Origin of the sequence: Serratia sp. X10, from assembly GCF_017811775.1 — a bacterium.
Classification (GTDB): Bacteria; Pseudomonadota; Gammaproteobacteria; order Enterobacterales; family Enterobacteriaceae; genus Serratia; species Serratia ureilytica.
The window spans coordinates 656,315-675,364 of sequence record NZ_JAEIOH010000003.1; the positions used below are offsets into that span (position 1 = coordinate 656,315).

The following is a 19,050-nucleotide window of genomic DNA, read 5'->3' on the forward strand; positions in this document are numbered from 1 at the left end:
CTGACTTCGGGTATAGTTGAGGGATGAATTTTCTCGCTCATCTTCACCTGGCCATGCTGGCGGACAGCTCGCTGCTGGGCAACCTGCTGGCCGATTTCGTGCGCGGCAACCCCGCCGCCGACTACCAGCCCGAGGTCGTAGCCGGCATCATGATGCACCGCCGCGTCGACGTGCTGACCGACAGCCTGCCGCAGGTGAAAGCCTGCCGCGACTATTTCAGCGCCCCCTACCGCCGCGTGGCGCCAATTACCCTCGACGTGGTGTGGGACCATTTTCTGGCGCGCCACTGGCAGCAGCTGGAGCCTTCGCGCGATCTGCACCAGTTCACCCAGGAAGCCCGCAGCCAGATCGAACCTTACCTGCCGCTCACGCCGCCGCGTTTTCAGAACCTGAACGGCTATCTGTGGCCGGAGCGCTGGCTGGAACGCTACGCCGAATTGCCGTTCATCGCCCGAGTGCTGCAGGGCATGGCCAGCCGCCGTCCGCGTCTTGAGGCGCTGGCCGGCTCGTTCGCCGACGTCGAGCGGCATTATCATCAGCTTGAAACACAGTTCTGGCAGTTTTACCCGCAAATGATGCGGCAGGCGAAGGATAAAACGCTCTGAGGTCAAGCCCAAGCGTTTGAAATTGCAGCGCCTTGCAAGAATTTACGTTTTGCCGCTTGCCCTTTTGTGGGAAAAGGTTATTTTTAAAGCTCGATAAATTATATCAACGACTTTGATAGGTGAAAGCTATCTCATCGATTGGTCTTTTACCCTTTATTCACCAAGTCACGGCCCCTATACTGGCCCTTGTTTTTACATCCACCCTTTAACACCTATTACAGGAGTAATTATGGTCCTGGTAACTCGTCAAGCCCCTGACTTCACTGCAGCTGCCGTACTGGGTAGCGGCGAAATCGTTGAAAACTTCAACCTGAAGAAGCACCTGAACGGCAAACCTGCCGTGCTGTTCTTCTGGCCAATGGACTTCACCTTCGTATGCCCTTCCGAGCTGATCGCTTTCGATCACCGCTATGAAGAGTTCCAGAAGCGTGGCGTTGAAGTGGTTGGCGTTTCCTTCGACTCAGAATTCGTTCACAACGCATGGCGTAAAACCCCTGTCGACAAAGGCGGCATCGGTGAAGTGAAATACGCAATGGTTGCTGACGTTAAGCGTGAAATCCAGAAAGCTTACGGCATCGAACACCCGGAAGCCGGCGTTGCGCTGCGCGGCTCCTTCCTGATCGACAAAGACGGCATCGTGCGTGCTCAGGTTGTTAACGACCTGCCAATCGGCCGTAACATCGACGAAATGATCCGTACCGTTGACGCGCTGCAATTCCACGAAGAGCACGGTGAAGTGTGCCCGGCTCAGTGGGAAAAAGGCAAAGCAGGTATGGGCGCTTCCCCAGACGGCGTAGCAAAATACCTGTCTGAAAACGCTGCCAAGCTGTAATTTCAGCCTGATAGTGAATCAACCGGCCCACGGGCCGGTTTTTTTGTGCCCCTTTTTAGGGCAATATGCCCACCTTCAGTGCTTTATTTCCCTGTTTCCGCTCACATTTCCTACCCTGATCGCCGCGCGTGCGCCCATCTGCGACTACTATCAATAACGCTGGCTCGCGCTTTGCAAGCGAGTAACGGCAAGCAAACACAACACAATAAAAAACTGACAGGGTAGGAATAACTATGTTTTTACAGAAATGGAGCAAACCCCTGACCATGGCGGCGCTGCTGGTCAGCGGCAGCCTGTATGCGGCGTCTAACCCGGCGGTGGAAGCCAAAAACGGCATGGTGGTCACCTCGCAGCACCTGGCCTCGCAGGTCGGCGTGGATATTCTGAAAATGGGCGGCAACGCCATCGACGCCGCCGTGGCGGTCGGCTACGCGCAGGCGGTGGTTAACCCCTGCTGCGGCAACATCGGCGGCGGCGGCTTTATGACCGTCCACCTGGCGGACGGCACCGACACCTTCATCAACTTCCGCGAAACCGCACCGGCGGCGGCCAGCGCCAACATGTATCTGGATGCCGACGGCAAGGTGAAGAAAGATGCCAGCCTGTACGGCTATCTGGCGGCGGGCGTGCCGGGCACCGTGCTGGGGATGGAAACCGCACGTGAGAAGTACGGCAAACTGAGCCGCGAACAGGTGCTGGCGCCGGCGATCAGGCTGGCGCGCGAAGGCTTTGTGCTGACCCGCGCCGATACCGATATTCTCGACACCACCGTTGCACGTTTCAAACAGGATCCCGAGTCGGCCAAAATCTTCCTGCGCCCGGACGGCAGCCCGCTGCAGCCGGGGGACAAACTGGTGCAAACCGATCTGGCCAATACGCTGGAAGCCATCGCCAAAGGGGGAACCGACGCCTTCTACAAAGGCAAGATCCCGCAGGCGGTAGAGGCGGCGGCCAAACAGGGCGGCGGCATTTTGACGGCGGCCGACTTCGCCAACTATAAAGTCACCGAAACCCCACCGATCACCTGCAGCTATCGCGGCTACAAGTTCGTCTCGGCGCCGCCTCCCAGCTCCGGCGGCGTGACGCTGTGCGAAATCCTCAACGTGGTGGAAGGCTATGACCTGAAAAGCATGGGCTTCAACTCGGCGGCGGCCATTCACACCATGACCGAGGCGATGCGCCATGCCTACATGGACCGCAACACCTACCTCGGCGACCCGGAATTCATCAAGAACCCGATCGACCGGCTGGTGAGCAAGAGCTACGCCGAGCAGATCCGCAAGAAAATCGTCGCGGACAAGGCCACGCCGTCGGAAAACGTGCAGCCCGGCATGGAACCGCATGAGAAACCGGAAACCACCCACTATTCGATCGTCGATCACGACGGCAACGCGGTCTCCACCACCTATACCGTCAACGGCCGCTTCGGCGCCGTGGTGATCGCGCCGGGCACCGGCTTCTTCCTCAACGATGAGATGGACGACTTTACGGTGAAAGTGGGCGAGAAAAACCTGTACGGGCTGGTGCAGGGCACCGCCAACAGCATTGCCCCCGGTAAGCGCCCACTATCGTCAATGAGCCCGACGCTGGTGACCAAGGACAACAAGATCTTTATGGTGCTGGGCTCGCCTGGCGGTTCGCGCATCATCACCATCACCCTGCAGACCGCGTTGAACGTGATCGACCACGGCATGGCGCCGCAGGAAGCGGTGGACGCGCCGCGCATCCATCACCAATGGCTGCCGGATGAGGTGTACTACGAACAGCGCGGCGTTTCCGCCGATACGCTAAAACTACTGAGCGGCATGGGCTATAAGATGGGCGAACAAACGCCGTGGGGCGCCGCCGAACTGATTCTGGTCGGCTTGCCAGGCGCGGCGGGCGTCACCCCGGCCAACTCCGGTAACGATTCGGCGGTTTCCGGCAAAGTGCGCGAAGGTTACCTGTACGGCGCCAACGACGTGCGTCGCCCGGCAGGCTCCGCGGTCGGTTACTGATGTAAACGCCCACTCACCTTAATCGCGGGGGCCCTTCGGCCCCCGCAGTTCCCTTAGCCTTCACAGCGCCACACGGTGGCCGATTCTTCCGCCAGCTGCAGGCGCAACCCACCCGCCGTTTCGCTCAACTCTCCCCGCCCTTCCACACGCCGCCACGGGCCGCGCGCCAACAGCGGGTTATGCGGCAACTGCGCCTGGCCGCAGCCGTCGCGCTGCAGCGCCACCAACACCTGCTCCTGCTGATACAGGCGCACGAACACCAGCGTTTCGCCGCTGGCGTACAACACCTGGCAGCCGCCACGGCGCAAGGCCAGGCTCTGTTTACGCAGCGCCGCCATGCGCTGGAACAGCGCCAACAGCGGCCGGTCCCAGTCGCCGACGTCCCACGGGAACGGCTTGCGGCAGAACGGATCGTTGCCGCCGTCCAGACCAATTTCATCGCCGTAGTAGAGACAAGGCACGCCAATCCAGCTCAGCAGCCACACCGCCGCCATCTGCATGCGAGCCGCGTTCCCCTGCAACAGCGTGAGGAAACGCGCGGTATCGTGACTGTCCAATTGGTTGAACTGGATCAGCTGGCGGCCATGCGGCAACCCGGCGCGGTAGCCGTCCATCCACTGTGCGCATCCGGCAGCGTCCAGCCGCACCGGGTGATAGGCCACGTCCAGCCCCGCTAAAAAAGCCCGCACCGGCAGCGCGAAGCCCATGTAGTTCATCGCCGCATCCTCCACGCCGGCGTGCAGCCAGCGACGCGCGTCGCCGAAGTGCTCGCCCACTACGTAGGCCTGCGGATTCTCCTGCTTCACCGCCTGATAGATGCCCGCCAGGTGACGCAGGTTGCCGGCAGCGCCGCCGTTCTCCCCCAGCATATGCACCACGTCCAGCCGCCAACCGTCGATGCTGTACGGGGGGCGCAGCCAATGGCGCACCACGCTGCCTTCGCCCTGATAAATCGCTTCCGCCACCTGCGGCTCGGCGAAGTTGAGCTTCGGCAGGCTGGCGTTGCCCTTCCAGTCGAGCGCGCGGCCGTCCGGGTAGAAGTTGAACCAGCCGCGATACGGCGAATCGGGGTGGTGGCAGGCGCCGTTTTGCCCTTGGCGATGGCGGTCGAACCACGGATGCGAGTCGCCGGTGTGGTTGAACACCCCGTCCAGCACCAGTTTCATGCCTACCTTGTGAGTGCTCACTCGCAAACGCTGCAGCGCCGCGTTGCCGCCGAAGTGCGGATCGACCTGGTAATAATCCTCGGTATCGTACTTATGCACGCTCGGCGCGGTAAAAATCGGGTTCAGGTACAGCGCCGTCACGCCCAACTGCTGCAGGTACGGCAGTTTGGCGCAGATGCCGTCCAGATCGCCGCCGTAAAAGGTCGAAGCGGCGTGGCTATCCTCCAGCGGATGCTGCCAGTCGCGCCGGATCACCTCAGCGCCGGCCGCGTGATGGCGGTAGCTGCCGCTCTGGATGCCGTGCTCGCCGCCGCTGCTGGCGAAGCGATCGGGGAAAATCTGGTAGAACAGCTGATCCGCCACCCACTCAGGGCCGTTGTCAGGTTCGTCGACGGCGAATTGCGCCAGCTGGCCCGGCGGCGTTGGCGACCAGCCCTGCGGCCCGAACCACTGCTGGCGATCGGCCCACAGCAGCTTGAAGCAGTATCGCCGCGTCGGCTCGCCCTCATTCAGCGTCAGGCTGGCCTGGTAGCGCCGCATCCCCTCGTGACGCTGCGCTTTCATCACCAGCAGCCACTCTTCATTGTCCGGTTCGGCGCGCAAAAACACCCGTTCCGGCAGTTCATCCCCTTGTAACCACAGCGTGATATCCAAACGTTGCCCTTGCTTCACCACAAAAGGCGGAACCGGTTGATGCCAGGCGTTAAGCATACTGTTCTCCTGCTGTACCAAACGAAATCGACGGCATTCTTCAAGAAGCGAACAATGCCACGTTAAGTGCAACTCCCCCTCCTCTCTGACCGCAAAACCCAGGGATGAGCCAGGGGGCGGAGACCGAAAAATAACGCTAACTCGATGTAAAAAAAGGTAAACAGGCACAAATCCTGCACGTTACCCCTTAGGCTAACGCGTTTTGAGCATACAGGATATTTTTTGCGCATTTTTTAAGGAGCGGTAATGCAACAACAGATAACGCGCTGGCTGGAACAATTTGGTTTGGAATTCGGCGGAGTGATGTCGCTGTTGATGGTCTTGGGGTTGATCGTCCTGATCTCGGTGGTGATCCACCTGGTGCTGCACCGGGTGGTGCTGGCCGCCCTTCAGCGCCGCGGCCAGCAGTCGCAGCGCGTCTGGCAACAGGCCATCACCCAATACAAACTGTTCCAGCGCGTGGCGCTGCTGCTGCAAGGGGTGATCATCAGCATTCAGGCGACGCTGTGGCTGCAGAGCGGCAGCCAGACTCAGGCGGTGATCGTTACCGCGGCGCAGGTGTGGATACTCGCCTTCACCCTGCTGTCGCTGTTCTCGCTGCTGGATACGCTGCTGGCGCTGCTGCGCCAAAGCCCGATTTCCAATCAGCTGCCGCTGCGCGGCATTTTCCAGGGCCTGAAACTGGTGGCGGCGATCCTGATCGGCATCATGATCGTCTCGCTGCTGATGGGCAAATCGCCGCTGTTGCTGCTCAGCGGCCTGGGTGCCATGACGGCGGTCTTGATGTTGGTGTTCAAGGATCCGATCCTCGGGCTGGTGGCCGGCATTCAGCTCTCCGCCAACGACATGCTGAAGATCGGCGACTGGCTGGAAATGCCGAAATACGGCGCCGACGGCGCGGTCACCGACATCGGCCTGACCACGGTCAAAGTGCGTAACTGGGACAACACCGTCACCACCATACCGACCTACGCGCTGATCTCCGACTCGTTCAAAAACTGGCGTTCGATGTCGGAATCCGGCGGGCGCCGCATCAAGCGCAGTTTGAATATCGACACCGGCAGCGTGCACTTCCTGTCGGAAGAGGAACAGCGCCGCCTGCAGCGCAACCCGCTGCTGCACAGCTACCTGAACGTTAAGACCCAGGAACTGAGCCAGCACAACCAGGAGATCGCCGTCGATCTGGCCTCGCCGCTCAACGGCCGCCGCCTGACCAACCTCGGCACGCTGCGCGCCTATCTGGAAGCCTACCTGCGCGCTCACCCGCGCATTCACCAAAACATGACGCTGATGGTGCGCCAGCTGGCGCCGACGCCGGAGGGCCTGCCGCTGGAAATCTACGCCTTCACCAACACCACGGTCTGGGCGGAGTATGAAAGCATTCAGGCGGATATTTTCGACCATATCCTGGCGGTGATCGACGAGTTCGGCCTGCGCGTGCATCAGACGCCGACCGGCAACGACCTGCGCGGCATGCTGCGACAAAGCGCGAACGCTTCCTGACGTCGGCTGACGTAACTGTGTCTGCTGGTAATTATTCGCTTTCAATTGCCAGCAGATATCTCCATCCCCTTCTTTTCCCCGGCGAAAACGGCGTTAATGCGGCATCACCTTCACCACCGAGAGGGAAAGCTCTTGCTGAAACGGTTACGTCATCGGCTGTTCACCCTGATGGCCACGCTGCTGTTTATCGGCTGCCTGCACAACGCTTTGCTGGATGAAAGCCGCATGCCCCGCAATCTGCAACCTTCGTTGAGCGCCCTCAGCAGCAACCTGCAGGACATTCGCGAAGTGCTGGCGCGCTGCGCCGGCGAGGAAGAGGAGGAACGCCTGAACGACGGCGGCATACGCATCGAAGCGCGCGCCGCCGGGGATGATGAAGCGGAAGAAAAACGCCAGACATAGTGGGTTAAAAAACGCCCCAATTTGTTGCGTGATACGCAACACCCTACTATGATGCGTATAGCGCAACACTCATGGAGCCATCAGGATGATAAGAAGCTTCAAGCATAAGGGACTCAAAAAGTTTTTCGAAACCGGTTCAACAGCAGGTATCGACGCCAAACAGGCGAAAAAAATCGCGCTGCGGCTGAGCGTGCTGGATTTAGCGAAAGTGATTGATGACGTGGATTTACCCGGCTTCTTCTTGCATCCGCTAACGGGCGCTCGCAATGGGCAATGGTCCGTCACCGTGACCGGTAACTGGCGCATCACGTTTGAACTGGTCGAGGGTGATGTTTATATCGTGAATTATGAGGACTATCACTAATGAACCGCATGCATAATCCTCCTCATCCTGGCGAGTTGATCAAAGAAACCATGGAAACGCTGAATCTCAGCGCGCGCGCGCTGGCCAAAGCATTGGACGTCGCGCCGTCTACGGTTCAACGCCTGATCAGCGGTAAATCCGATATCTCGCCGGAAATGGCCATCCGCCTGTCCATCGTAATAGGCAGTTCCGAACAGGTCTGGATGGGAATGCAAGATGCTTACGACCTGTGGCAGGCCAGGCAGTCCATCGACGTTTCCAAACTGCGCAAGCTGGACTTCTCTTGACGCCTGCCCCTAAAAAAACACCGGCCTCAGCCGGTGTTTTTCCATTTAGTCTTGCTGCGTCGCCAGCAGCGCGCGTTTTTTCTGGCGGTTGACTTTGAACCAGTACCCCGCCAACAGCAACACTACCCAGACCAGGCCGGCGTACAGCGAGACGCGCGTGGTCGGGAAGTAGCCGATAAGACCGATGATGAACACCAGGAACACGATCGCCACCACCGAGGTGAACACCCCGCCGCGCAGCGGGAACGCCAGCTGCTTCACCTGCTCTTTGCTCAGGCTGCGGCGGAAGGCGATTTGCGAGAACAGGATCATGATCCACACCCACACGGTGGCGAAGGTCGCCAGGGAGGCGATCACCAGGAACACGCTCTCCGGCATGATGTAGTTGAGGTATACCGCCAGCAGCAGCGCCAGCATCATCACGACCACCGTCACCCAGGGAATGCCGCGTTTCGACACCTTGCTGAACATCTTCGGCGCATGGCCCTGCTCGGCCATGCCGTGCAGCATGCGGCCGACGCCGAACACGTCGCTGTTGATCGCCGACAGCGAAGCGGTAATCACCACGAAGTTGAGGATGCCCGCCGCCACGGTGATGCCCATATGCTGGAAAGTCAGCACGAACGGGCTGCCGTTGGTGCCCACCTGGTTCCACGGGTAGATAGACATGATGACGAACAGCGTGCCGACGTAGAACACCAGAATGCGCCACGGCACCGAGTTGATGGCTTTCGGAATCGATTTTTTCGGATCCTTGGCTTCGCCGGCGGTGATGCCGATGATTTCAATGCCGCCGTAAGCGAACATCACCAGCTGCAGCGACAGGATCATGCCGATAAAGCCGTTGCTGAAGAAGCCGCCGTTCGACCACAGGTTATGAATGCCCGTCGGTTGCCCGCCGTTGCCGATGCCCCAGATGATGATGCCGATGCCAGCCACGATCATGATGATGATGGTGGCGACCTTGAAGAACGAGAACCAGAACTCCAGCTCGCCGAACACCTTGACGCTCATCAGGTTGATGGCGCCGATGATCAGCACCACGCTCAGCACCCAGATCCAGTGCGGCACTTCCGGGAACCAGACCCCCATATAAATGCCGAAGGCGGTCACGTCGGCAATGGCGACGATCAGGATCTCAAAGCAGTAGGTCCAGCCGGTGATGTAACCCGCCATCGGGCCGAGGTAGTCCTGCGCGTAGCGGGAAAACGAGCTGGCCTGCGGGTTGTTGACCGACATCTCCCCCAGTGCGCGCATGATGATGAAGGCCACGATGCCGCCGATCAGGTAAGCCAGCAGCACGCTCGGGCCGGCCATTTTGATGGCGTCCGCCGAGCCGTAGAACAACCCGGTGCCGATGGCCGACCCCAACGCCATAAAGCGGATATGACGCGTGCTGAGGCCGCGTTTCAGCTTATTGTCGGGGACAGTGGTGGGTGACTGTTGTTGCATGAAAATGACCCATAGTTTTAAACGTAAAAAAGCCACGGACATGTCCGTGGCCCTAGATTAAGCCGGGGGATTATCAGTGCGCGGTCACTTGGGAACGCGTGCACACCCGATCATAAATCGCGACCAGCACCAGCATCAGCAGCGAAGGCGGCAACCATGCCAACCCCTGCTCCGCCAGCGGCAGGTGAGTGGTCCAGGCCGGCAGCAGCTGCTGGAAGCTGGACGCTTTCACCGCGTCAAGGATACCAAACAACAGGCTGACAAGCATCACCGGCGCGATGATGCGCGGCGCGCTGTGCCACCAACGCAGGGTGAAGCTCAGCACCACCAGCACGATGCACGGCGGGTAAATCGCGGTCAGCACCGGAATGGAGATCTGGATCAGGTGGCTCAGGCCGAGGTTGGACACCACCATCGAGAACAGGCCCAGAATAAACACCAGCGTCTTATAGGAGAACGGCAGGTATTGCGCGAAGAACTCGGCGCAGGCGCAGGTCAGGCCTACCGCGGTCACCATGCAGGCGATGAAGATCAGCGCCGCCAGGAAGAAGCTGCCCAGACCGCCGAAGGTGTTCTGAACGTAAGCGTGCAGGATCACCGCGCCGTTGGTGGCGTCAGGCACCAGCGCGCCGCTGCCGGAACCCAGCTTGAACAGGCTCAGGTACACCAGCGTCAGGCCCACGCCGGCGATCAAACCGGCCAGAATGGTGTAACGGGTCAACAGGCCGGCGTCTTTCACGCCGCGCGAGCGCGCCGCGTTGACGATAACGATGCCGAACACCAGCGCGCCCAGCGTATCCATGGTCAGATAGCCGTTAACGAAGCCGGAGGAGAAAGGCACGCTCTGATAAGCCGTCGTCGCCGGAATCGGCGCGCCGGCAGGCCACAGCAGCGCGGCGATGCCCAGTACGGCCAGCGCGACGATCTTCAGCGGCGCCAGCACATGGCCGACGGTATCGAGCAGGCGGCCCGGATACAGAGAGATGCCGATCACCAGCGCGAAGTACACCAGGCTGTAGATGAACAGCGGCATGGCGCCGTCGCCGGTCAGCGGGGCGATGCCCACTTCGAAGGACACGGTGGCGGTACGCGGCGTCGCGAACAGCGGGCCGACGGCCAGGTAGCAGACGGTCGCCAGCAGCAAGCCGGCGCCGCGGCCGATTGGCGAACTGAGGGCGTCGATGCCGCCGCCGACGCGCGCCAGCGCGATGACGGTGATGACCGGCAGGCCCACGGCGGTGATCAGGAAGCCCAGCGCCGCAGTCCAGACGTGTTCACCGGACTGCAAACCGACCATCGGCGGGAAGATGATGTTCCCGGCCCCGACGAATAAGGCAAAGGTCATAAAGCCCAGTGCCAGGATATCTTTTGACGTTAAACGATGACTCATACGATGTCGTGTTGCCTGTTCAAATGAAAAATAGTGTCCGATAGCGTGGTGGCGTGACGCCCCACCCGGTTGCCGGCATGCCCGATCGTCGCCGCGCCAAATAAGCACCCTAAACGCAGACGATCCGGCGTTTATGTCCCTATTCGAAAGTGGCCGCTCATAAAGATGGGCAAAATTTTAGGAGTTATAAAAATGGAGGTTTAATCCGACAACGAAGGCTAAGGTAAACGTTTATAGCGCTTCAAGGCAAGACGCACGGCGAAAAGCAGAGCTATCGACCATATAAACTTTAGCCACCAGTCGATCATATTGGCTATCAATAAATATACACTACATGATTTGTATCATTTTTGAACAACGAATTCACAAAACGTGAAGCATATATCGCTTTACCGCTCGAAATCGCTAATAAAAAGCCGATTCTCGCGTGGTATGAGCTTCGTTTCGCCATAAAAAAAGGTGAAAATTACGCCGTTTTTTGTCGCTTATTGCGCCATGGCCGGCGCGAGCGGTGGCAGCCCCAGCGCCTGACGGGTCTTCTGCAAGGTGGCCGGCGGCAGCGGCAGATAGCCGTCGTGGTTGACCAGGCTTTGGCCTGGTGTCGACAGCACGCGATCGAGGAATGCGGCGGTCAGCGGCTCCAGCGGTTGATGGGGGGCTTTGTTGATGTAGATATACAGATAGCGCGACAGCGGGTAGCGATCGTTGCGCACGTTGGCGGCGGTAGGCGCGACATAGTCCTCTCCCGATTCCGCCAATGGCAGCAGCCGCACGCCGCTGGCGCGAAAGCCGATGCTGGCATAGCCGATGCCGTTGAGCGAACCGGCCACCGCCTGCACCACCGAGGCAGAGCCGGGCAGCTCATTGACGCGCGGCATAAAATCGCCGCCGCACAGCGCGCGCAGTTTGAAGTAGCCATAGGTGCCGGACGCCGAGTTGCGGCCAAAGCGCTGCAGCGAACGCGACGCCCAGTCGCCGCGCAGACCCAGCTCGCCCCAGCGCGTCAGCGGCTGGCTTTCGCCGCAGCGCCGGGTGGCGGAGAAAATGCGGTCGAGCTGCTGCAGGTTGAGGCCGCGCAGCGGATTATCCTGATGCACCAATACCACCAGCGCATCCACCGCTACCGGCACCGCCAGCGGCGCATAGCCGTAACGGTGTTCGAATGCCGAGATCTCGGCCGCCTTCATCGGCCGGCTCATCGGGCCGAGCTGCGCGGCGCCCGCGGCCAACGCGGTCGGCGCGGTCGAGGAGCCGGCGGCCTGGATCTGCAAGTTGACGTTGGGATAATGCTGGCTGAAATCCTGCGCCCACAGCGCCATCAGATTCGCCAGCGTGTCGGAACCGACGCTGGACAGGTTGCCCGCCAACATGCCGTCAGGCTGCGCCAGCGCGCCGCGTCCGGCCAGCAGCGCCAGGCAAAGCAACAGCCCTCGGGTTATTCGGGTCATACCGGTGTCTCGCGTTAATTTTTCACCGCATTCTCTGATAAAGCGGCGGGAACAATCAACCGATTGGGCAAGGTAAAGATAAAGCGGGTGCCGATCCCCGGTTCGCTGAGGATCTCCAGCCGCGCGTCGTGATGGCTGAGCGCGTGCTTGACGATCGCCAGTCCCAGCCCGCTGCCGCCGGTCTGGCGCGAGCGGGCCTTGTCGACGCGATAAAAACGCTCGGTCAGGCGCGGAAGGTGTTCGGCGGCGATGCCCGGCCCGTTGTCGCTGACCTGGAACTGCGCACCCTGCGCCGTCTGTTGCCAGCTCACTTCGATATGGGTGCCCTTCGGCGTGTGGTTGACCGCGTTGTACACCAGATTAGACACCGCGCTGCGCAACTGGTCTTCATTGCCGAACACGTTGAGCTGTTCGTTCACCCGGAAAGTGATCTCATGATTGCCGCCGCTCAGCGATTGCGCCTCGCGCTGCAACACCCGCAGCATCAGCGGGATATCCACCCGCTCGTTCATGTCGACATTGGGCGCCGCCTCGATGCGCGACAGCGTCAGCAGCTGCTTGACCAGCCCGTCCATCCGGCGGGTCTGCTCTTGCATGGTGCTGAGCGCCTTGCTGCGCAGCGAACCGTCCTGCTCTTCGTCGCCCATCATCTCCAGGTAGCCCTGCAGCACCGTCAGCGGCGTGCGCAGCTCATGGCTGACGTTGGCGAAGAAGTTGCGCCGCGCGCCCTCCAGCTGGCGCATCTGGGTGACGTCGCGCGCCACCATCAGCAACTGCCCTTCGGAATACGGCATCACGCGAAATTCGACGTAGTGTTCGTTGTTCAACTGCAGCGTCAGCGGACGCGAAAACTCCTGCTGTTGCAGATAGTGGCTAAATTCCGGATAACGCAACAGGTTAAGGATGTGCTGGCCGTTGTCTTCCGGCCAGCGGAAGCCGAGCAAATGCTGCGCCAGCCCGTTGCACCAGAAGATGTTGCCCTCGACGGTGGTCATCACCACCGCGTCAGGCAGCGATTCGGCCCCGCTGCGAAAGCGCTTGATAAGCAGCGCCAGCTCGCGCCGGCGGCGGCGATTGCGCTGCTGCATCTGATACAGGCCATAAAACAGCGGCTCCCAGCTCCAGCGGCCGGGCGGCGGCGTCATGCTGCGGTCGATCCACAGCCAATGGGAGAGTTTGAGCTGGTTGTAGAAATTCCACACCAGCGCAGCCAGCGCGGAAGCCAGCAGGAACCAGGGCAGATAACCGAAAATCAGCCCCAACAGTAAGGCGGGCAAACAAAAAAGAGCCAGCTCCAGAGCCAGCCTCTTCCACGACAGACGTTCTAACACGGCATATTCTCCAGCGCGGCGCGATCAGTAGCGCGTTGAGAACCGGTAGCCGGTGCCCCGAACGGTTTGAACCATTTTATCATGCCCACTGGTTTCTAACGCCTTGCGGAGCCGACGGATATGCACGTCAACGGTACGGTCTTCCACATAAACGTTAGTGCCCCAGACGTGATTAAGCAACTGCTCACGGCTATAAACCCGCTCCGGGTGGGTCATAAAGAAGTGCAGCAGCTTGAACTCGGTCGGCCCCATGTCCAGCGCCTGATCGTTCGCCATCACGCGGTGGGAGGACGGATCCAGGCTCAGCCCTTGCATTTCAATCACCTCTTCCACCGCCATCGGTGAAATGCGGCGCATGACCGCCTTGATGCGCGCCACCAGCTCCTTGGGCGAGAACGGCTTGGTGATGTAATCATCCGCCCCCACTTCCAGGCCGCGCACCCGGTCTTCTTCTTCGCCGCGCGCGGTCAACATCATCACCGGGATATCGCGGGTCAGCGCTTCGCGCTTCATATGTTTGATAAACTGAATGCCGGACCCCCCGGGCAACATCCAGTCAAGCAACACCAAATCAGGGAACGGCTCAGACAGACGCGTCACGGCGCTGTCATAATCCTCGGCTTCCAACGGTTGGTAACCATTTTGTTCCAACACAAAGCACACCATCTCACGGATCGGCGCTTCGTCTTCCACCACCAGTATGCGTCTTGCCATCGTCAATCCTGCCAATGTGTTAGCGACTTTTCGGGCGCCATTATGCGTCAGTTTTGTGACACTTTTATGAAAAAAACCGGCTGTTATAGGCAGTAAGCATAGCGATTATTTCCCGCAGTAAAGAAAAATCATCCGGTTGTCATCATCATTGCGCCGGGACAGCCGCCGCCGCGGCCTTTATAATCATCGCCATTATCTTTGCATCCGGGAGTGTCATGCGCCTGATCCACACCTCTGACTGGCACCTTGGCCAGTACTTTTTCACCAAAAGCCGCGCCGCCGAGCACCAGGCTTTTCTGAACTGGCTGATCGAACAGATCGAACAGCAACAGGTGGATGCGCTGATCGTCGCCGGGGATCTGTTCGATACCGGCTCACCGCCCAGCTATGCCCGCGAGCTGTACAACCGCTTCGTGGTGGAACTGCAGCGCACCGGCTGCCAGTTGGTGGTGCTGGGCGGCAACCACGACTCGGTGGCGACGCTGAACGAATCGCGTGAGCTGCTCTCCTGCCTGAACACCACGGTGATCGCCAGCGCGCAGGGCGCCCCGGAACAGCAAATCGTGGTGCTGAACCGGCGCGACGGCCAGCCGGGCGCGGTGCTGTGCGCCATTCCGTTCCTGCGGCCGCGCGATCTGCTCACCAGCCGCGCCGGCGAATCCGGCGCGCAGAAGCAGCAGGCGCTGCAGGAAGCCATCGCCGAACATTATCAGACGCTGTATCAGGCGGCCTGCGAGCGCCGCGACCAGCTGGGCTTGCCGTTGCCGATCGTCGCCACCGGCCACCTGACCACCGTCGGCGTCACCACCTCCGACTCGGTGCGCGACATCTATATCGGCACCCTAGACGCCTTCCCGGCGCAGGCCTTCCCGCCCGCCGACTATATCGCGCTGGGTCACATTCACCGCGCGCAGAACGTCGCCAAATCGGAGCATATTCGCTATAGCGGCTCGCCGATCCCGCTCAGCTTCGATGAGCTGGGCAAAGCCAAAAGCGTCTTCCTGGTGGATTTCGCCGACGGCGCCCTGCAGCGGGTTGACGCGTTAACGATCCCGCAGTTCCAGCCCATGCAGCTGATCAAAGGCGATCTGGCCGAGATCGAACGGCAACTGCGGCAATTTGCCGACTATGCCGGCGAGCTGCCGGTGTGGCTGGATATCGAAGTGGCGACGCAGGACTACCTCAGCGATATCCAACGCCGCATCCAGCTGCTGGCGGATGAGCTGCCGGTGGAAGTGGTGCTGCTGCGGCGCAGCAAAGAGCAGCGCCGCCAGGCGATTGCGCAGCAGGATAAGGAAACGCTGAACGAGCTGAGCGTCAACGAGGTGTTCGAACGCAGGTTGGCGCAGGAGGCTGAGATGCCCGAAACGCGCCAACAGCGGATGCGCCAGATGTTCTGCCAGGTGGTCGAGGCGGTGCAGCGCAACGCCGAGGAGACGAATTCATGAAGATCCTCAGCCTGCGGTTAAAAAACCTCAACTCGCTGCAGGGCGAATGGAAAATTGACTTCACCGCCGAGCCTTTCGCCAGCAACGGTCTGTTCGCCATTACCGGCCCGACCGGCGCGGGCAAAACCACCCTGCTGGACGCCATTTGCCTGGCGCTGTATCACCAGACGCCGCGCCTCAACGTCACGCCGAGCCAGAATGAGCTGATGACCCGCCACACCGCCGAGTCGCTGGCGGAGGTCGAGTTCGAGGTCAAGGGCGTCGGCTATCGCGCCTTCTGGAGCCAGCGCCGCGCCAAAAATGCGCCGGACGGCAACCTGCAGGCGCCGAAGGTCGAACTGGCGCGCCGCGAGGACGGCAAGATCCTGGCGGACAAAGTGCGCGACAAGCTGGAGCTCACCGCCGCCATCACCGGGCTGGACTTCGGCCGCTTCACCAAATCGATGATGCTGTCTCAGGGGCAGTTCGCCGCCTTCCTCAACGCCGACGCCAACGATCGCGCCGAGCTGTTGGAAGAGCTGACCGGCACCGAAATCTATGGGCGGCTGTCCGAGCAGGTGTTCGAGTCGCACAAGCAGGCCAAAACTGACCTGGATGCGTTGCACCAACGCGCCAGCGGCATCGAACTGCTGAACGACGAGCAGCGCCAGTCTCTGACCGAACAGCTGGCGGCGCTGAGCACGCAGGAAAGCGCCCTCGGCGAGCAAACCCAGCGGCAGCAACAGGCGCTGAGCTGGCTACAGCAATGGCAACGCCTCCGGCAACAGCAAAACGAGGGGCAATTGCGGCTGGACACCGCCCAGCGCGAGCAAGCGGAGGCCGCCCCACAGCTGCAGCGGCTGGCGCTCAGCGAGCCGGCCGAGAAATTGCGGCCGCTGCGCGGTGATCGCGATCGCTGCCGCGCCGAGCTGCAGACGATACAGCAGCAAGCGGCTCTACTGGCGCAGCAGCAGGAACAGCAGTCAGCGCAGTTGACCCCGCTGCAGCAGGCGGTGGAGAAAACTCGCCAGGCGCAGCAAACCCATGCCGAGCATATGCGGCAACAGCAACAGCTGATTGACGAGCAGGTCGCCCCGCTCGATCATCAGATAGCCCAACTGCTATCGACCCAGACCGAGCGGCGACAGGCCGGCGATGCCGCCGCGCAGCAGTGCGCCGCAAAGCAGACAGCGCTGGAGCAGCTCACCGTCCAACACAGCCAGCTGACGGCACAGGGCGCACAGCATCAGCAGCAGTTGAATGCGCTGAACGAAGCGCTGGCCGCTCAACAGCAACAGCAGCAGGCGTTGGAGGCGAAAACGCCGCTGGCCCCGCTGCGCCAGCGCCTGAGCGCCCTGGCAGATCTGCGCCCGACGCGTCAGCAGCTGTTTACTCTATCCTCTTTGTCGCAGCAAATCGTTAAACGGCTGGAACAACAGCGGCAAGAGCTAAACATCGGTCAACATGAACTGATCCAGCTGGAACCACAGCTAGAACTTATCCGTCAGCAATTTAAGCAGCAGAAAGCGCACCAGGCCGATGTTGAAAAAACCTATGCGCTGGAACAACGGATCGTGGGTCTTGAGGCCGAGCGCGCCCGTTTGCAACCCGGCGCCCCCTGCCCGCTGTGCGGCTCATGCGAGCATCCGGCGGTAGAACAATATCAAGAGGTAAAACTGTCGGAAACTGCGCAACGTCTGGAGCAAATGAAAGTCCAGACCGAAGCATTGCAAAAACAAGGCGTCGAGCTGCGAGCCCGTTACGACAACCTGCAACAGCAGTTGCAGCGCCAGCAGCAAACCATCGCGCAGGATGAACAGCAGCTGGCTGCCCAACAGCAGCAGTGGCGACAGCTCAGCGCACCGCTGGCGTTCGACTTTACGCTGGCGGATAGCGAGCAACTCAGCGCCTGGCTGAACGGCTGCGACGACGAAGAACGGCGCGGGCAACAGGCGTTGCAGCAGCATGAACAGGCGGCGCAGGCGGTACAGCAGGCGAAAGACGCGCTCATCGCTCTGCAAACGCAGCAGCAGCAGACGCAGCAACAGCTGGCGTTGCTCGAAGAACGCTTTACGCTGCTGCAAAAAGCCCACGCCGACAACCTGCAACAGCAGCAAGAGCTGCAACAACGCTGGCAAGAAGGCGAGAAAACCCTCGCTGAACGGCGTGCGCAGCGGCTGGCGCTGTTCGGCGAACAGCAGGTGGCTCAGGTGCGCGAACAGCTGCGTGCCAAACAAATCGCCTGCGAACAGGCCAGCGTTCAGGCCGCCGAGCAGTGGCAAAAGGCGCAGGAATTGCGCGAACGCCTGGCCGGCCAGCAGACCGGGCTGCAACAACAGCTCACCCAGATGCAGGAGCGGCTGCAGCAGGCGCAGCAGCAGTGGCAGCAGGCGCTGGCCGACAGCGAGTTCGCCGATGAAACCGCCTTCGCCGCCGCGCTGCTGGACGACGCCCTGCGCCGCGAATTGCAGCAGCGCAAAGAGCGGCTGCAACAGCGACAGGTGGAGGCCGCCGCCCTGCTGACACAGGCAACGCAAACGCTGGAGCAGCATCGGCAGCACCGTCCTGAAGGGCTGGATGAGGCCAATGCGGATATCGATGCGCTCACTCAATCGCTGGCCGAGCTGGCACAGCAGTTGAAAACGTTGCAGCTGCGTCAGGGCGAACTGCGCAATCAGCTGGAAAGCGACGCCGCCCGCCGCCTCAATCAGCAGGCGCTGTTCGAGCAAATCACCCGCAGCCAGCAAGACTACGACGACTGGAGCTACCTCAACCAGCTGATCGGCTCGAAAGAAGGCGACAAGTTCCGTCGCTTCGCTCAGGGGCTGACGCTCGATCATCTGGTCTATCTGGCCAACCGGCAGCTCGGCCGGCTACACGGGCGCTACCTGCTGCAGCGTAAGACCAGCGATGCGCTGGAGCTGCAGGTGGTGGACACCTGGCAGGCGGACGCGCTGCGCGATACCCGCACCCTGTCCGGCGGCGAGAGCTTCCTGGTCAGCCTGGCGTTGGCGCTGGCGTTGTCCGATCTGGTCAGCCATAAAACCAGCATCGACTCGCTGTTCCTCGACGAAGGCTTCGGCACGCTGGACGCCGAAACCCTCGACACCGCGCTGGATGCGCTGGACAGCCTGAACGCCTCCGGCAAAACCATCGGCGTGATCAGCCACGTCGAGGCGATGAAAGAACGCATTCCGGTGCAGATCAAGGTGAAAAAGGTCAACGGGCTCGGCGTCAGCCGGCTGGAGGCGCACTTCAGGCTGGAATGATCCCGCGGCTTGCGGCGCAGAAGTGTGACCGCGGCGGCACTCCGCGGTGAAAAGCGTTGAGCCGCGGCGGGCACGGGTTATTATGCCAGCATAACAGGATTGTTACTGTATCCCCTCCGCCGCTCAGGCCGCAGGGCAGAAAGATAAAATAC

At 60.9% G+C, this 19,050-nt stretch carries 15 protein-coding genes; 9 read left to right on the forward strand and 6 right to left on the reverse strand.

The annotated features are described in order from the left end of the window. The first annotated feature begins 23 nt into the window (after nucleotides 1-23). The 3 genes from J9788_RS13545 to ggt all read left to right on the forward strand — a co-directional run bounded on the left by J9788_RS13545 (nucleotide 24) and on the right by ggt (nucleotide 3,434). Nucleotides 24-605, forward strand: coding sequence for an ACP phosphodiesterase (locus J9788_RS13545; RefSeq protein WP_046897537.1), 582 nt, complete (start codon nucleotides 24-26; stop codon nucleotides 603-605). A 229-nt stretch (nucleotides 606-834) separates the two neighbouring features. Next, entirely contained in the window at nucleotides 835-1,437 is a 603-nt protein-coding gene (locus J9788_RS13550; RefSeq protein WP_004940403.1) for a peroxiredoxin C, read from the forward strand. Between the two features lie 233 nt (nucleotides 1,438-1,670). Next, nucleotides 1,671-3,434: a gamma-glutamyltransferase gene (gene ggt, locus J9788_RS13555; RefSeq protein ID WP_046897538.1), complete on the forward strand. Its 1,764-nt coding sequence runs from the start codon at nucleotides 1,671-1,673 to the stop codon at nucleotides 3,432-3,434. Between the two features lie 53 nt (nucleotides 3,435-3,487). Here the strand turns inward: ggt and malZ are convergent, their stop codons facing one another. Beyond that, entirely contained in the window at nucleotides 3,488-5,311 is a 1,824-nt protein-coding gene (gene malZ / locus J9788_RS13560) for a maltodextrin glucosidase (protein ID WP_046897539.1), read from the reverse strand. A gap of 246 nt (nucleotides 5,312-5,557) precedes the next feature. Between malZ and J9788_RS13565 the strand changes: the two genes are divergently transcribed. The 4 genes from J9788_RS13565 to J9788_RS13580 all read left to right on the forward strand — a co-directional run bounded on the left by J9788_RS13565 (nucleotide 5,558) and on the right by J9788_RS13580 (nucleotide 7,867). Then, a complete protein-coding gene (locus J9788_RS13565; RefSeq protein WP_046897540.1) occupies nucleotides 5,558-6,814 on the forward strand; it encodes a mechanosensitive ion channel family protein in 1,257 nt (418 codons plus the stop codon). Between the two features lie 132 nt (nucleotides 6,815-6,946). Continuing rightward, nucleotides 6,947-7,216 (forward strand): hypothetical protein, encoded by a 270-nt coding sequence (locus J9788_RS13570; RefSeq protein WP_046897541.1) that lies wholly within the window; start codon nucleotides 6,947-6,949, stop codon nucleotides 7,214-7,216. A gap of 85 nt (nucleotides 7,217-7,301) precedes the next feature. Continuing rightward, on the forward strand, nucleotides 7,302-7,580 hold the full coding sequence (locus J9788_RS13575; RefSeq protein WP_033651073.1) for a type II toxin-antitoxin system RelE/ParE family toxin: 279 nt from the start codon (nucleotides 7,302-7,304) through the stop codon (nucleotides 7,578-7,580). Next, nucleotides 7,580-7,867: a HigA family addiction module antitoxin gene (locus tag J9788_RS13580; RefSeq protein WP_046897542.1), complete on the forward strand. Its 288-nt coding sequence runs from the start codon at nucleotides 7,580-7,582 to the stop codon at nucleotides 7,865-7,867. Before J9788_RS13575 ends, J9788_RS13580 begins: the two co-directional genes overlap by 1 nt. Before the next feature lie 45 nt (nucleotides 7,868-7,912). Here the strand turns inward: J9788_RS13580 and proY are convergent, their stop codons facing one another. From proY to phoB, 5 genes are all read right to left on the reverse strand, one after another. Continuing rightward, complete coding sequence (proY, locus tag J9788_RS13585) at nucleotides 7,913-9,319, reverse strand: proline-specific permease ProY (protein ID WP_046897618.1); 1,407 nt, start codon at nucleotides 9,317-9,319, stop codon at nucleotides 7,913-7,915. 73 nt (nucleotides 9,320-9,392) lie between these two features. After that, nucleotides 9,393-10,709: a branched-chain amino acid transport system II carrier protein gene (gene brnQ / locus J9788_RS13590; RefSeq protein WP_015376824.1), complete on the reverse strand. Its 1,317-nt coding sequence runs from the start codon at nucleotides 10,707-10,709 to the stop codon at nucleotides 9,393-9,395. Nucleotides 10,710-11,194: 485 nt separating this feature from the next. Further along, complete coding sequence (locus tag J9788_RS13595) at nucleotides 11,195-12,157, reverse strand: PstS family phosphate ABC transporter substrate-binding protein (protein WP_042783778.1); 963 nt, start codon at nucleotides 12,155-12,157, stop codon at nucleotides 11,195-11,197. A 14-nt stretch (nucleotides 12,158-12,171) separates the two neighbouring features. Further along, nucleotides 12,172-13,488: a phosphate regulon sensor histidine kinase PhoR gene (gene phoR / locus J9788_RS13600; RefSeq protein WP_033642047.1), complete on the reverse strand. Its 1,317-nt coding sequence runs from the start codon at nucleotides 13,486-13,488 to the stop codon at nucleotides 12,172-12,174. Between the two features lie 24 nt (nucleotides 13,489-13,512). Next, nucleotides 13,513-14,202: a phosphate response regulator transcription factor PhoB gene (gene phoB, locus J9788_RS13605; RefSeq protein WP_004940438.1), complete on the reverse strand. Its 690-nt coding sequence runs from the start codon at nucleotides 14,200-14,202 to the stop codon at nucleotides 13,513-13,515. A gap of 215 nt (nucleotides 14,203-14,417) precedes the next feature. On the opposite strand from phoB, the gene sbcD reads away from it, so the two are divergent. Both sbcD and sbcC read left to right on the forward strand, forming a co-directional pair. Continuing rightward, nucleotides 14,418-15,650 carry an exonuclease subunit SbcD gene (gene sbcD, locus J9788_RS13610; RefSeq protein ID WP_046897543.1) on the forward strand — a complete coding sequence of 411 codons (1,233 nt, stop codon included), beginning with the start codon at nucleotides 14,418-14,420 and terminating at the stop codon, nucleotides 15,648-15,650. Then, complete coding sequence (sbcC, locus tag J9788_RS13615) at nucleotides 15,647-18,898, forward strand: exonuclease subunit SbcC (RefSeq protein ID WP_182265034.1); 3,252 nt, start codon at nucleotides 15,647-15,649, stop codon at nucleotides 18,896-18,898. Before sbcD ends, sbcC begins: the two co-directional genes overlap by 4 nt. The last annotated feature ends 152 nt before the right edge of the window (nucleotides 18,899-19,050 follow it).

What these genes read in the sequence shown, in the direction of transcription:
- J9788_RS13545 (WP_046897537.1), top strand. Translation starts at nt 24, where the DNA reads ATGAATTTTCTCGCTCATCTTCACCTGGCCATGCTGGCGGACAGCTCG.
- J9788_RS13550 (WP_004940403.1), top strand. Translation starts at nt 835, where the DNA reads ATGGTCCTGGTAACTCGTCAAGCCCCTGACTTCACTGCAGCTGCCGTA.
- ggt (WP_046897538.1), top strand. Translation starts at nt 1,671, where the DNA reads ATGTTTTTACAGAAATGGAGCAAACCCCTGACCATGGCGGCGCTGCTG.
- malZ (WP_046897539.1), bottom strand. Translation starts at nt 5,311, where the DNA reads ATGCTTAACGCCTGGCATCAACCGGTTCCGCCTTTTGTGGTGAAGCAA.
- J9788_RS13565 (WP_046897540.1), top strand. Translation starts at nt 5,558, where the DNA reads ATGCAACAACAGATAACGCGCTGGCTGGAACAATTTGGTTTGGAATTC.
- J9788_RS13575 (WP_033651073.1), top strand. Translation starts at nt 7,302, where the DNA reads ATGATAAGAAGCTTCAAGCATAAGGGACTCAAAAAGTTTTTCGAAACC.
- J9788_RS13580 (WP_046897542.1), top strand. Translation starts at nt 7,580, where the DNA reads ATGAACCGCATGCATAATCCTCCTCATCCTGGCGAGTTGATCAAAGAA.
- proY (WP_046897618.1), bottom strand. Translation starts at nt 9,319, where the DNA reads ATGCAACAACAGTCACCCACCACTGTCCCCGACAATAAGCTGAAACGC.
- brnQ (WP_015376824.1), bottom strand. Translation starts at nt 10,709, where the DNA reads ATGAGTCATCGTTTAACGTCAAAAGATATCCTGGCACTGGGCTTTATG.
- J9788_RS13595 (WP_042783778.1), bottom strand. Translation starts at nt 12,157, where the DNA reads ATGACCCGAATAACCCGAGGGCTGTTGCTTTGCCTGGCGCTGCTGGCC.
- phoB (WP_004940438.1), bottom strand. Translation starts at nt 14,202, where the DNA reads ATGGCAAGACGCATACTGGTGGTGGAAGACGAAGCGCCGATCCGTGAG.
- sbcD (WP_046897543.1), top strand. Translation starts at nt 14,418, where the DNA reads ATGCGCCTGATCCACACCTCTGACTGGCACCTTGGCCAGTACTTTTTC.
- sbcC (WP_182265034.1), top strand. Translation starts at nt 15,647, where the DNA reads ATGAAGATCCTCAGCCTGCGGTTAAAAAACCTCAACTCGCTGCAGGGC.